The sequence below is a fragment of the Planctopirus sp. SH287 genome, assembly GCF_056500625.1.
The window spans coordinates 243,427-257,865 of sequence record NZ_CM151403.1; the positions used below are offsets into that span (position 1 = coordinate 243,427).

Consider the following 14,439-nt stretch of genomic DNA (forward strand, 5'->3'; position numbering starts at 1 on the left):
ACGACCTGTTCAACCCTGCTTTTAAGCATTTGACAATGCAGTCGTGATACGAATCGCAACTTGAAATAGCGCGTTGATGATCGCAAAAACATGCTTGCCCCCCCCAAAGATGCAGGCATGGAACACCGAGCGCTATTTCAAATGGGAATGCGTATCACTCTGTCGTAAATCTTTGTTCGCTATGACGGATCGTTCGCAGGGCATCGCCTGTTACTCCGCTTCGAGACGATTACGCCCTTGCATTTCCGCACGGGATAACGCCCTGAGTGCTCTCGCCTGAATGTCATCACCGAGATCCTCCGGCTGGCTGGAGGTGAACCCGGCTGACGCGGTGACAATCACTTCCTGGGACGTTTCTTCCAACAGAAAACGATGGGAACGGATGGATTCTCTCAGCGACTCGGCCCGGTTCCAAGACACGGACGAAGGCAGATTGGGTTGAAGAATCGCCAATGTGTCCCGCTCGATCTGACACACCAGATCTTCATCTCGGGAAGCTCGAATCACCATGGCCACCAGGCGTAACCAAAGCTTGTTGACCGCCTCCTGGCCATAACGTGTCACGCACGAATCGTATCGATCCATTTTCCACAGAATCAGGCTGCTGGTCGTTCCGGCAATCTCGGTCGCGTTCAATAAACCAACCAGATTTTGATCAAAAGCCTCTCTGTCAGGCAGGCCAGAGATCGTATTCTCTCCCCCCTTGACCCAATCAAAACGGAAGATGTGCGAACTGCCGAAGTTCTGTTTGCCGGCAGCACGTCGGGAAGAGAGTGTTTCCAGGGCCGTCGTCAATTGGTGCAAAACCCGCTCCAGACGACTTTGTCGATCGATGGGGAAGGGCTGGGACGATCTTCCTAAAGCCTGTTGGCAGTTGGCCTCAGCCCGCTCCAACTCGATCAGCAACCGGTTTTGCCAGAGGGCTGCGTCTTTCAGCGCCCGCTCAAACTGCCGACGCTGCCACCAGGGGCCTAACCATAACCCCAGCAGGAAGCCTGTTCCGCCGCAAATGAGTAAGGCCATCACTCCCGCCAGGATCGCGGTGACGAACAGCCATTGGCCATTGAATGTGTCAAACATAGACATTCCCCCCTCGCCAGCCACCCTGCTGGTGAGCGAAGAACCATCAAAAGTCACTGTCGAGTCAGTGGGATATCCCCTGTAAATGACCGTGTCGACACGTTCTCCGCAGTTATACAGAAGCAAGCATGCCTCACGATCCTTACACCCGATGGGATCGGTTCTCTCAAATGAGGTGTCACAACTGGGCGGGCTGACGATTAAAGGGGTTTCAGGGATTAGTGCAGCCGGAATCTTTCTCGCAGGCTCACGGTTTCTGAACACAGGTTCTCTGTCTGCTTTTTTGTTAGTCTTTTTTTCTTAATGGAGAGCATTCTGATCTCTCGTGCCCGGCAAGTGATTGAACTTGTCTTCACGTTCGTTGGCCTGCTTGAGGCCCATTGCTTAACATGTCCCATCAGATGACCAACTCCACGAGCGGTCAGTCTGAGAACATTCAAATCCATCTCCCCTTATGGGAGAAGGTGGCCTAAGGGCGGGTTCTCAGTCAGACTTCTGGGTGGACTATCGGCTCTTACTAAAATCTGTTGTCGCGATGTTTTTAGAGGCTTTGCCACACGATGTACGATCGCCCTCGCCTGATTGAGCTTTTCCACCAACGAGCATTGAAGTTTGGTGATTTCACTCTCGCCTCGGGTAAGAAGTCGAAGTACTACCTCGATGGGAAGCAGATTACGTTGCACTCGGAAGGACTGAAGCTTCTGAGCGAAGGGTTGCTGGATCTTTTGGATGGCCTTGAGTTTGACGCCTTCGGTGGGATGTCGCTGGGGGCTGACCCCATTGTGGGTGGCGTACTGACTGAGGCTGCCCGCCGGGGAAGAGACCTGGCCGGGTTTCTTGTGCGAAAAGAATCCAAAGGGCATGGGACTCAGAAGTATCTGGAAGGCCCTGTGGTGCCCGGCATGAAAGTCGTCATTGTCGATGATGTTGTCACCACCGGTGGCAGTGCGTTGCTCTCCGTGGATCGCTCGATCGAATTTGGCCTGGAGATTATTCAGGTTGTGGGCGTCGTTGATCGCAAAGAAGGAGGAGCCGCTAACTTTGCTGCGAGAAACCTCCCTTTCAAAAGCCTGCTTTCGATTGAAGATTTTGGCATTGAACCACCCGCCGCTTAAGGCCATCGCCTGAGACAGCTCGCCACTTGAAATGGCGCGTTGAAAACGACGAAGTGTTATCGATAGCTATCAAAAGACGGAAGACTCAATACCCCTCACCCCGGCCTTCTCGCTGGCGGGAGAGGGAGGATTCTTGGACAGACTCTTCCCCCCAAAGCAGCAGGCCTGCCAGGCTGTTCGACATCGATCAAGTTCTTGATCAACGGGCGCCGGGGGCATTGTGAGTGGGAATGATGTGTCCTGTTGGCGGTGTTGTCACCCGGCTGGACGACACGGGAGCCACCCGGACGGCCCCTGGGGATCGGCTCGTATTGACCCTCGGTGAATCATGGCTGTTTCTCGCAATAGGAATATTGGGAGATTCAGGCACAGGGATCTGTCGACCGGGAATCCGCTGTTTGTGAATAATATTGTCCCCCTCAGGGAAGGGATCCAGAGGGTCACTTCGCTTGGGATCTTCTCTTTTGGGAAGCGGTGCTTCACGCTCGCGCGTCGGGGACGGTGTTCCTGCCGGACGATTCATGGAAGGGGAGGGTAACCCAACACCTGAGGGAGCGAAGGGATCATCAAGATCCAGTGGAAGCACAGGAGGGACTGTTTCCAATCGCGAAGCTGGCCCTCGTGCAGGAGTTGTTCCAGGCCTTTCTGGATTGGCCGCCGGGCTGAAAGCTGGGAAATCGTCGGGAATTTCTGTCGGCAATGCAGGAAGAGGACGTGTTCTTGGAGAGTCCGACGGTAGCAGCGTGGGATTGCCCCCCACACCTGGCCGGGTTTTGTCTTCACGCGTTGAGTCAGTTGGAAAAGAGTTCACAGGAGGTAATTTAGCAGGGGGCAGTTTGTCGGAGAGCGATTTGTCAGGGCTGGCGTTCTCCAGTAGATCAAGGGGATCAAACGCCCCATCAAAAGGGTCAGGTTCTGTTGCCAACGGACGCTGACCAGAGTTCCGGCTTCTCCCCGGATCACCGGCGTCCAGAGTGCCACCACGAGATGAATTTCCTGCTGGAGGCAAATTGAACGAATCATTCACCGGTGCTGAGGCGGGAGCAGAACGCGGCATTGTGGGATTCCACTCCGAACGAGCGGGTGGCGGTGTGCTGGCCGGGAAGGGGTCTTCAGTGGAAAGCGGGGCTGGCCGCGGAGATGGCAACGGATTTGCGGCTGGCCGAGACGCTGGGAAATCGGGGAAGGCGTCGTCCAGAGGATCAGCCGAAGGACGAGACGGAGTTCGTATTGGGGCTGGTTGAGTACTCACCGGTGGTCTGGCTGATGGATTTCCTTCGGCGGGGAAAGCGTTATCCAGCGGCGGAACCGTACGACGACGATCTCCCTGAGAATCCAGAGGGAGCGGCCCCAAAGCGTCGAGCGGATCAACGCCATTAGCTGGAGTGGGCTGCAGCCTGTCCCGTTCATTCATGCTTCTTGATGGTGGAGCCGTATTCAGGAGATCGCCAGGAACCGGGCCAAAACCCGTGTCTTCCCGATCTATGGCTGGAGCACTTCGAGATGGTGTGGTGGACGGAACGATTGGATCTCGTGGTGTCACCAGATCGCGTGGTGTGGTCGGAAGCTGGCTGGGAACCGGGCCAAAGGGATCATCCAACTCGTCAGGGAGGCGTGTCCCGACGGGCGGTCGACGTGCTGGCAAAGGAGCGGTCTCCCTCAACTCGGGTCGCGGGGCCGTCTCCCTTATGGGCGGCAGCGGCCTGCGAGCGGGGATCTGGGTTTCTGTTGAAACAGGATCGCGCGGAAGTGGTTCTCTTGATCGTGGTTCCAGCGGATCAAATCCCGAATTGTTTGGCAGTGGTCTTTCTGGGAGAGGTCTTTCTGGCAGTGGCCTATCAGGGAGTGGTCTTTCTGGTGAAGCGGGGATTCGCTGAGCGGGCAAAGTGTTTAATTCCTCCGGCGCTGGCCCGAAATCGCTGTCACGATTCATCGAAGAATTGTCAGGTAACGAGCGACTATCGACGGGCGGACGATTCGGAGTCGTTGGAGGCAATGGTTCACGTGGCCGAACAGGCATGAAGTCCGATGGCTCATTTCCAAAGGGATCATTATTACCAGAAGGTCGCGGTCTTTCCGGCAGTGGTCTTTCTGGTAAGGGATTTTGTCGGGGAACTGGCTGGTTGAGTGGATCCAATGAGGTTGGTCTTCGTTCGGGCGTTCTCACCGGTGGCTCAGATGGCCACGCGTTTGTCTCATCGCGAGCAGGAAGCGGTGGTCGACTCTCGCGGGAATCGCGTGGGTCGCGCGTGTTACCTGGTGGCAAATTATTGAGAGGGGAGTTATTGAGCGGTGGATTGACAGGTGGAAATTGATTGACAGGCGCCAAGCTGACGCCATCAGTGACCAGCAGTTCCGAAACTTGCATCGCTACGGGAGCATTGGGAGACACGGCCCGCAGGATCGCCTTCCCGGATCCCAGGTTCTTTCCTTCAATAATGAAGACGGTGGCATGCTCTTGCCTCAGGTTCAACGACCCCACTTCATACTCGACGGCGTTGCCGTAAAAGTGAGCGAGTTCCGGTGACAGGTCGGCCAGAATCCGCACGTTATCAAGTGGCACCTCACCCGTGTTCTGCACACGGATACTCATTTTGAGGTTCTTGCCCTGAACAATCTGATTGCTGCTGGCCAATTCAATCGACAGCCCGGCATTCTTTCGGGGTGGTGCCACAACCGTTCTCGAACCCGCCAGTGCTCCGGCACTGATCTCTGCGACCGTCTGAACGACAGTTCCTCCTGGCTGGTTGACAGACACTTCACGGCTGGAGGCCCCCTGCGGGAATCGTCCCAGGTCAGTGGCTAACAGATCTCCCGCAATCTGCCGATTGGAGTGCCAGCGCGTTGTCAATCGTTCGGTTTCCCCAGGGGGAAGGAGGCTGATCGACCGCTTCAATCCCTGTTGATCGACGTAGCCATCGGGGAAGGCACCGACAACAAGCGGCATCCGGGAAAAAGGCTCCGTGATCTCGATCAGTGGCAACGTGTCCTGAGACAGATTTCGCACACTGATCGTTGATTCTCCCAGACTGGCTGAATCCGGGCGGCGCGACGATTCCAATGCCACTTCAAAAAATGCCTCACCACGGGGAGGAATGGAAGCGCGAGGAACATCAGATGTCAGATCATCCATCGCATTCGTTACGGGACGCCCGCCAATGCCAGCGTACGGCACCGCATTCGCCCCATTTTGCAGATCGAAACTGGGAGGAAGCGGCTGTGCGCGATTCCAGCCATCTTGCACCAGTCGGAGCAACGGTCGCCACTGATCGGGCGTGAGACGGTTATCGGTGCTGCCGGTGGCTTCTGTCCGGGCTGATTCCATGGCTCGAATGACGGCATCGGGCAGAACCCCATGCAGCCAGTCGACCTGCAAAGCCAGGTTTGTTTCAGTCGGTGTGGCTGTCCAACTCGCGACGGGAGCGACATGCTGCCGCACCAGCCCTTCAAAGCGAAACTCGGCAGGGTAGTTCGCCTGTACGATGGCGGGGGCCAGTCGGATTGTGGAATCAACCTCTGCGACGAGAGGTTCAGGTCGATGGGGAGTCCGCATTTCAACTTGCGGTAATTCAATCACGGCGTCAGGCAGAGTTGGCGTTCGCGCAGCAGCCAATAATAAGGTGGTCAGGATAATGCCAACAAAGCCGGCGAGAGCGACGGCATACCACTCGCCGCGCTGCTGGAAGTAGCGTTCAAGCTGTGCCAGCTCATTGCGCCACCAGTCAGACCAACGGAAAAACGACGCTCCCAACCACTTGCGGGTCGCGTAGAACTCACGCTCGATGAAATGGCGATAGCGATAACGCACCGTTGACGATCCCTGTCCACGTGGCAACTTTCGGGCTGCGCTGGCTGGGTCAGCTCGCACAGCAACCGCCATGGCGGCAACTCCTCAAGTCTCTCCAACTTGACAGAAATAGCAGATTTTGCCGATGGTTTGAAGTCCATTTTCCGTATCTTGCCTGTCATTCGTCAAATCTCACCCATCCTTCCAGGGGGCGGATCAAGGATTTCGCTTTTTTTCTTGATTTTTCACCACTCACGGGATTTCGATAGACAAACAGAGGTTGATGGATGCTCCTTTCGACAGGGAGGTTTCCAGACCACGATGCGCGGAAAATCCCGGAAAATTTCCCAATGGTCGCTTGATCGAGTCCCCTGCGGCCTGTGTCACTTCAGCGTTGAACCACGTCAGATCAAGCATCAATTGTCTAACCATCCTGCGGCATCCGCTCGACGGTTCACTGGGAGCGGGGTATGTCCTCATCATCGCAGCCGCCAGAAGCGTCTTCTCAGGTCGAACTGACAACTTCTCCGGCAGTGAGTTCGCAAGATGCCGTGAGTTCGCAAGATCAGGCCAGAGGGAAAAATAGTCTGTTGGAACAGGAACTTGCAGCCGCCTTACAGTTGATTGGCGATGGGCAGTGGCAGGCATGGTCGAAAATTGTGTCGCTCGTGGCTCCCCGTGCTTTGCGGTATGCCCGGTTCCTGACAGAACACGCTGCGGATGCTGAAGATGTTGTTCAGCAGACTTTGGCCCGTCTGGCCCGGCAGCCAAAGGTGCTCCAGCTTGCCGAGCATCCGTGGGCTTATTTCCTGAGAATGGTTCGTAATGAAGCCTTCCGATTTCGTGCCAGGCACCACCGGACGATCCCTTTGCATGATGTGGCTCTTGCGGAACTGACTCCGCCGTTGCTCGCTGCTGATCCATTGGAAAATGCCGAGCAGAAGCAATTGATTCAGGCGGCTCTTGCCACGCTTCCTCCTGAACAGGCCGAGGTTGTTATCCTGAAATTCTGGGAAGGGATGACGTTCCAGGAAATTGCCGCCATTACCTGTGAAAGCTCGAACACATCGGCGAGCAGGTATCGCTACGCCATTTCCAAATTGGCCAATCTCCTTCGTTCTCTCGAAGGAGAAGCCATTCATGCCTGACTCATTTGAAGATGACGAACAACTGGTGGCTCGCGCACTGGGCTTCTCTGGTCTCATGAGTCCTGACCTCATGGAGACTGAACTTGAAGGTGAGTCAGAGGGACTGAACATCCTCTTCTCGAAAGAGGTCACCTCCCATGCAGGACGAGGCCAGGAACCAGCGGAAATCGATCCGGTGATCCGTGATCGGTTAGTCGCTCATGCGGTGGTCGCCGAGCGCAGGAAATATGAGATCGTGCGGCAGCAAATCGCAGGGCAAAGCCTGGTGGTGGCGTTGATGCTGTTAATCTCACCTGTCATTTCTTTAGCAATGACTTATGAAATCCCCTGGTATGAACTGGAAGCGGTGGTTCGAGGAGCCATGGCGGTGAAAACCAAACCACCCATGCCACAGAGTTTCGTTACGAACACTCCGTCCACTCCCGAGCAGGTGCTCATCGAGAATCTGGAGCGACTGCGCTACGATATTCTTCATGCGCTACCCGCTGTGGCACAATCGGCCTGGCCAGCGACATCGCCGCAACGATAGGGATCTCTAGCGGTTGGACAGGGGTTATTCTCCCTGCACTGCATTCACTCGATAGAGCGGCAGGAAACGGTAATAAACTTCCAGGCAGAGTGTTGACAGGGCCGTTGAGTATATACGCCCGCCGATCCCGCCCCAGGGGTCAGTCGGATCCCAGGTGCCGGCGTTTTGACCTGACTGCCGCTGAGTACGGATTAATGTTTCCCGCATCGCGCTGTTCCAGTCAGCCCAGGGTTCTCCCCCATGTTGATACATTGCCAGCGTCCCGTAGTACCAATAGTAATCATTGGGCTGAGACATCCGCGGCAACGCATTTTGTAGATAGGCCGTCGCTTCGATACTGGCCCCATTTGTCGGAGCAATCCCGAACATCTGCTTGCAAAATAACGCTTCGGCTGTCATGGCGGGAGTCATCTGGCTGCTTCGTCGATAGCCTGCCAATCCGCCGCGCGTCCCCCGGCTGCGCTCTTTAAGAAATGTAATCATTCCGGCGCGAGTTTCTGGCGGGATTTCCAGGCCAGCGATTTCAGCAGACTTGAGTACCATTAACTGCCAGCCGAACATGCTCATGTCACTTTCGGACATTCCCTGTCGGTATCGCCAGCCACCATCCCGGTTCTGCAATTGCACGGTAAACCCGGCGGCCCGTGCTACCGCGTTACGTAATTCACGATCACTGTGCGAGTCTTCCTGCATCGCGCAGGCTTCAGCGAGCGCATAGCTGGCGATGCCGTGGCAATACATGCCGTCGTAGTAGTTGGCCTGGCCACCCATATAGCCATCTTCCCGTTGTCGGCTCATTAACCAGGCGATGGCGTCTTTGACATTCTGCGAATACTGGCCTTCTTCGCGGGTGTAACCTGCCCCCAGAAACGAAAGCAGGGCCAACCCGGTGATACCGGTATCGGCATTTAATCCCGATCCTTTGCGATCCAGCAGATCGGGAGGGTCTTCAGGTGATCTCTTGACTGATCCGCCGCCCCAACGGCTCGATTTCCAGGAACCATCGACTTCCTGATGAGTGGCCAGCCATTTCAGACTGAGTTCAACAGCCGCCTCGCTTTCCTCCGAACCTCCGTTTTGTAGTGCGATCTCTTTCCGTTGATCCAGTCGGCGGAGTTGATAGGTCTGAGGACTCATCGCGATGGCTGGCCGACGTTGCACGATCGGGCCGGAGGGACGAACTGGGAGAAGAGGCGGGGGTGTCTCCAGGTTGTTCATTGAAGAGACCGATGACGAGACACGTAATGCTGCCAGCGGATCGTTCCCCAGGAGATTCTCTGAATTGCTGGCTGGGGGAGGTGGCGTCAAGCCAGGCACGGCATCTCGCGGTAATCCTTCTGTCATACGTTCAGAACGAATTGGTGTTTGCCGCGAAAATTGGGGAGGCGCGGGAACAGCCGGGCGAACAGTGGGATCGGTTCCTGCTCCGTCAGCTCCCGGCGTGATGGCGGGTACGGGGGTTGCCAGTGGAGCCGTCCGGCGAACCATCTTTTCAGCGACTGATGCCTGGGGCTGTGGTTCTGAACTGGTTGAATCCAGTGGAAGTTCCAGCCGGGAAGCCAGCGGTTGAATTTTCTCGTCGGCCCGATCGGCTCCCCCTGACGCGGGGGGGCGTTCATCGGATGAATCGAGCGAGGATTTCGTCCTTGCGATTGATTGCCGGGTGCGGGCCGCCAGAGGGTTTTCCAGCGGCCGCTCGGCGGGCAATTCGTTCGCCAGAGGAGCGGTGGCCACGGGAACTGAAGGGAACACGGGGCGATTCTGGGGAGAAACCGCTTCCGGGACTTGGGCCATCTGAGCAGCCAACTCGGGTTTGGGAAGCTCCTGAGGGAGCAGGCTTTCCGCCTGTTTCTCGGGGCTGATTTTTTCAGGCTGGGGGAAATCAGAAGCTTGAGGCACCGGCAAGGCCGTCCGCTCCGTCCGCTCCGTCCGCTCGACCGCGATCGACTCGTTGGGAATCAAGTGGGACAGGCTGGCGTTTGTGGAGGAGACGGAGCTTTCGTCGCCATCATCTGCCAGTTTGATTGGCGGGCCAGGTGATTGGATCTCTGGTTCGCGCAGGTCACCTGCATATTCCACAGAATTCTGAACTGCGGTGGCCCAGGCCAAGGCCAACCAGACATGCAAAACCAGTGACGCCAGGAACGATTTGCCCGTGGCGTTATGGTCACCCCAGCGTGTGGCCAACAGCGAGAGGATCTGCACGACCAGCAAGAACGAACAACAGACAAGAGCCAGACGGATTGCGATCCACTGCCAGGGAGTCTCAGCACTCCCGCCATCAATTAGCCAGACCAGGGATTCCAACCATCCTTCAAGCATGCGTCCCTATTGCCCCTCATTGCCATGGGGCTTCGCAGCCCTGTGCTCAATATGTAACGGTTGTTGCTTCGTTCAATATGAATTCCACTCCATGTTTCCCGAATGTTCCCGGGTATACGTCTTTCTGATGAATTATCGTGAAGTTTCTGGGGGAGCAACTCCCGGTTTGTGCGCCAAAGAGATGTTTCGTACTCCAGCACGTTTGGCTGCTGACATGACATCCATCACACGTTGATAAGGCCCGGCACCATCTCCCCGAATCATCACGTTCTGAGAGGGAAAGTTTTCGATCGCTCCCTTGAGTGTCGCTTCCAGCTCTTCCAGCGTTTTGGGCTGAGAATTGACAAAAATCCCCCCCTCGCGCGACACATTCACGACGAGTTCATCAGGCTGGCCGCTGAGAGCTTTCGCGTCTGAAACCAGCGGAAGCTGCACCTTATATTCTTTTTCGTGCTCTTTGAACTGGGTTCCAACCATGAAAAACATGAGCAGCAGCATCACGATGTCGAGCATCGAGGCCAGATTCAGACTGGGTTCTTCGAGGGGTTCTGTCTTAAGCGGCATTGCAGGCATCCGGGCCTGAAAGAGCTGGCATCCTGGAAAAACTCTCTTCCAGCTTTATCCCATCGACAATTCCAAACAATCAAATGAACGATCTGGCGGAAAAGCGATCACAGGAAACGGAATACAACAGATGAACCTGTCATGGTGATGGAATTGATACTATCCATTTTCCTGCCAACTGACCACTTTCCTGCCAACGGAGGAGAGCAGGGCGACAGCCGGTTTCATCGTTCTTTCTGAATCAGGCACAAGAATCCACGTGAATACTTGTTCACTTTCCATGTCTTTTGAGGGGAAACACTTCAATCATTGGTAGCAACCGGTTCGCTGAATCAGATTCCCCAGGAGGCGTGGACAACGACCAGACTGTCACCCAGTCATCCCATTTCAGCGTGACCTCACTGAAAAGCAACTCTTCGCTACGAATTGGTTCAAGGCCATTAGAGCGAGCGATCGACCTCGGCCAGGGAGAGATCACAGGATGCTCGGTGAGTGAATACGTGACTTCCGACTGGTAGTCCGGATCTGGCCAGAGAACAATCCCGCTTGGGCCAATATCGTATCGCCGGTTTCCCTGGCACAAGCGGGCTTCAATCTGCTCGCGGATGATGTCCACCGCCCCCGCCTTGTAAAAACCGAGCAGGGCGGCGCGCAAGACCGATCGCTGGGCAGCATCCAGATGATCGATCCAGCCGGTTGTCCGCCAACCTGCCACAATCAGTCCGGATTGCTCGGCAAACTCCAGTTCGGCCACGGTTTCGTGCACCGCAGGGAGATCGATGACGGCGACAACTCGGTTCGTCGAGAGTTCGATGCGTTCCAATCGAGGGATCGGCCCTATCCATTCTGGTGAAGCTTCCAGCAACTGCAGGAAGTCGCGTTCGACAAAATGGCGAACAGATTCCATGACCTGTTCCAACTGCATGTCGGTTCGCGCCAGCTTGCGAATTCGATCAGCAGGCTTTTCCAATTGTGCTGCTTTGCGGCGGCGTGCAAAAATTTTGGGGATGGTTCCCGAATGAAAGCCCGGCTTGAGCAGCCTCAGCATCGATTCGCCATGATGGCCAATGATTGTGGGGCCGACATCTTTCCGTCGGTTGGCTTTATAGAGCCGCCAGTTTTCTTTCAGTTCCCAGACAAGAAATCCAAAAACTCCAGGGATACAGGTAATCACAATCGTGCCTGACGCATTGGCCAGCCAATGCCCGAAGCGATGGCCGATAAATGCCGAGAAGAATGGCGTTAAAAGTGGCGCACTCCATTTCGTTAAAGGGATGGCCAGCGGGATCAGCAGTTTATGAGAAACCGTGACGACAGGAAAATGCTTGATCGGGTTGACCTGAGGTTCAATGAGCAATGTGACACAGAACCTGACAATCGAGGCCAGCACGCTCCAGATCGCACTCAGAACAGCTTTGAAGCCTAATGTGAGAGCTGTTTCCCCCGAACGAAATCGTAACCATTCATCAACGGTATATAGAACACGCTCGATCAGATCCATAATCCGCCGGAAGAGATCGACAATGAAAGTGATCAGCGCGACAATGATCTTCACACGGAACTGATGCCAGGCGTCTGAAGCCCATTCTGTAGCAAGTTCTTCTGTATCACGGCCCATGCGCGAGTTGAACAGGGCCAATAAGATGATGAAAGTTCCGCCACCCAGCCAACCCCATCTGGCCGGGAGTTCGCCACAGGCCCAGACAGCCAGCCAGATGGCGCAGGTGGCCAGTGCGGGTGTCCATAGATAGCTACGGATGATCTTGACAGGCAGGCTGCGTAAAAACGCCTGAACGACAGGCTGCTTCAACAACCAGTGGGGAATGTCATAGGCCACGCCACGAAGGAATTTCCAAGTGGTTTCGACAATATTCCAGACCTGTTGCCGAAACGCGGTGACATGAATCAGTGCCAGCAGAAACGTGCCGCAGACCAGAATACTTTCTAACGTTGCTAGATGAAGTTTATGGTCGCTGATCCATTCATAAACCGGGCCGATCAGATGCTGAAGACCTTCCAGAATCACATAGGCACCGCCATAAGGAAGTGCCACAAATTTGGTAAACAGCCTCCCTAAAGGGACACCAAAGGCTAACGAACTTAATCGTTGAAACGCTCGTAAATACAAGGGGCCAGGCTGATAGACACCGGCCAGTGGGGCCTCTAAAGCACGGTCAGTGCGCAGCAATGCATCGCCGCCGATGAATTCGCCAACCCCGGAGAGGTCAGGAAGCTTCAAGGCATTCCGCGACAAGGCATCGCGGACATCTCCCAGCCCAAAGAAGCCGCGTTCGACGACGCGATCCAGTAACTCATCGACAACCTTACTAAAAGCCATTGACTCCACAAAATTGCTACTGACAAGCCCGGAGTTTTTCAGTGCCTCGACGATAAGAGGGTTTAATTGTCGGCGCGCAAGCCTCTCGGCGGCATGCGCGGCATCTTCGAGAAGGAGATAAAGCTCGCTACGAATTTCGGGTTTCACCTGAGCCGCGCCGATACGTGCGATCGCCGAACGCAGATGGCGGGATATCAAGACCACTTTCTGATTGGGCAATGGAATCCGAAGGGGCTTTTTCCCCAGTGAAAAGAGCCATTGCCAGGTGCTGACCTGATAGGTTTGCCGCTCAGCATCTACGCAAACTTTTTGCAGGTCATATAGCAGACGGGCTGAGGTGTTCCAATAGCTACGGAAAGCGGCCTGGGCCAGTGCATTTAATACGTTCTGCCAGCGGGCCACAGCCGCTGTATCCAGTTCTAGGGCTTCTGTCAGTCGTTCGGCCAGATGCCTGAGATGTCGTTGAAGTTGTCCATTGATATCAGCCGATTGATCCTGTGGTGCGGCCTCCAATGCGTTTGCAAGGAGAATTGCCGCTCGGGCATCATTCCCGCGGAGGCCCGGTTTTACAGATGCTCTGGCCAGCCAGCGACTGCGAATGGCTGACCGCTTTCCCGGAGTGATCAGATCGTCATCAGTCTCGCTGGGCAGGCTCTTGGCCAGAGCGGTTGGCGCGGTGAGTTCATCCAGTTCAGGCGGGCGAGTCTGCTTCAGAATTTCATCAAGGCTCAATGACTCGATAAGAATTTCGTGGAGCGAGTCAGTAACTTTCAGCGATGGAAAATAGTGATTCAATAATTCTGGTTCAAAACACCGGAGTTCGTGATAGATCGCGACAAACTCGGCATAAGTATTCCGGGCACTCTCAGGGTAAAGGAGTTGCCCTTCACTCTTGAGGACGCCTCGAATCTCATCAAATTCTGTCTGGCCGATATGATCGATGCGCGAGCGTAATTCGGACTCCGAGAAACAGGCTGGCGAGAGAAGTTTTTTTAGTTCCAGATCCAGCCGACAATGAAACAATGCCCTCCAGTATCTCGTGAACAATTGCGGCTTCAGTTCGATACTGGCCCCGGTATAGCGGTCTTCACGCGCAATCAGCAAAATCGTATCGGGCAGACTTTCGCCCATTTCGATCCCCAGTTCGTCTCTGGCGACGAACCAGACCAATCGATCCCGGGGAATGGCATAAGTCCCCGCATGGGGAACGTGCAGCCAGATGCTTGAAAGTTCAAGCTCGCTACGAATCACACGCCTCAAGACCCGCGGCATCACAACAAACGCCCGTGGTTCCAGGCGGTGAATAGCGGCCTCTACACCGCCCGTCCAATCCGTTGGGTGAGGTCGCGTTTCCGATGAGAATGCGGAAGGATTTCTTTCCGGAGAGTCCTGTTCCTGAGAATTGGCCGCAGCGACACTTAAACCCGGCACGGAGTCTCGCCCCTCGAATGAACCTTGATGAGCCTCATCTGATGGATCGGTTCTGAAAGGCATTCCGACCAGTCTCCCTTGATCACCCGAAACATCCATGACTGCCAAGAACTTCAACTGGCGAC

General features: G+C 55.3%; 9 protein-coding genes. 3 read left to right on the plus strand and 6 right to left on the minus strand.

Features of this window, described 5'->3' with window-relative positions:
* Positions 1-210 precede the first annotated feature (210 nt).
* Entirely contained in the window at positions 211-1,080 is an 870-nt protein-coding gene (locus SH287x_RS00845) for a GGDEF domain-containing protein (protein ID WP_479516522.1), read from the minus strand.
* 560 nt (positions 1,081-1,640) lie between these two features.
* On the opposite strand from SH287x_RS00845, the gene pyrE reads away from it, so the two are divergent.
* Positions 1,641-2,195 (plus strand): orotate phosphoribosyltransferase, encoded by a 555-nt coding sequence (gene pyrE, locus SH287x_RS00850; RefSeq protein WP_479516523.1) that lies wholly within the window; start codon positions 1,641-1,643, stop codon positions 2,193-2,195.
* Between the two features lie 199 nt (positions 2,196-2,394).
* Here the strand turns inward: pyrE and SH287x_RS00855 are convergent, their stop codons facing one another.
* Together SH287x_RS00855 and SH287x_RS00860 are read right to left on the minus strand one after the other, a co-directional pair.
* A complete protein-coding gene (locus tag SH287x_RS00855) occupies positions 2,395-6,075 on the minus strand; it encodes a hypothetical protein (RefSeq protein ID WP_479516524.1) in 3,681 nt (1,226 codons plus the stop codon).
* Between the two features lie 159 nt (positions 6,076-6,234).
* Positions 6,235-6,399: a hypothetical protein gene (locus SH287x_RS00860; RefSeq protein WP_479516525.1), complete on the minus strand. Its 165-nt coding sequence runs from the start codon at positions 6,397-6,399 to the stop codon at positions 6,235-6,237.
* Positions 6,400-6,452: 53 nt separating this feature from the next.
* Between SH287x_RS00860 and SH287x_RS00865 the strand changes: the two genes are divergently transcribed.
* Positions 6,453-7,130, plus strand: coding sequence for an RNA polymerase sigma factor (locus tag SH287x_RS00865; protein WP_479516526.1), 678 nt, complete (start codon positions 6,453-6,455; stop codon positions 7,128-7,130).
* A complete protein-coding gene (locus SH287x_RS00870; protein WP_479516527.1) occupies positions 7,123-7,659 on the plus strand; it encodes a hypothetical protein in 537 nt (178 codons plus the stop codon). The genes SH287x_RS00865 and SH287x_RS00870 overlap by 8 nt, the downstream gene beginning before the upstream one ends.
* 24 nt (positions 7,660-7,683) lie before the next feature.
* On the opposite strand, the gene SH287x_RS00875 is transcribed toward SH287x_RS00870, so the two are convergent.
* The 3 genes from SH287x_RS00875 to SH287x_RS00885 form a co-directional block, all read right to left on the minus strand.
* On the minus strand, positions 7,684-9,981 hold the full coding sequence (locus SH287x_RS00875; RefSeq protein WP_479516528.1) for a prenyltransferase/squalene oxidase repeat-containing protein: 2,298 nt from the start codon (positions 9,979-9,981) through the stop codon (positions 7,684-7,686).
* A 132-nt stretch (positions 9,982-10,113) separates the two neighbouring features.
* A complete protein-coding gene (locus SH287x_RS00880; protein ID WP_479516529.1) occupies positions 10,114-10,545 on the minus strand; it encodes an ExbD/TolR family protein in 432 nt (143 codons plus the stop codon).
* A gap of 271 nt (positions 10,546-10,816) precedes the next feature.
* A complete protein-coding gene (locus SH287x_RS00885) occupies positions 10,817-14,314 on the minus strand; it encodes a hypothetical protein (RefSeq protein ID WP_479516530.1) in 3,498 nt (1,165 codons plus the stop codon).
* Positions 14,315-14,439 lie beyond the last annotated feature (125 nt).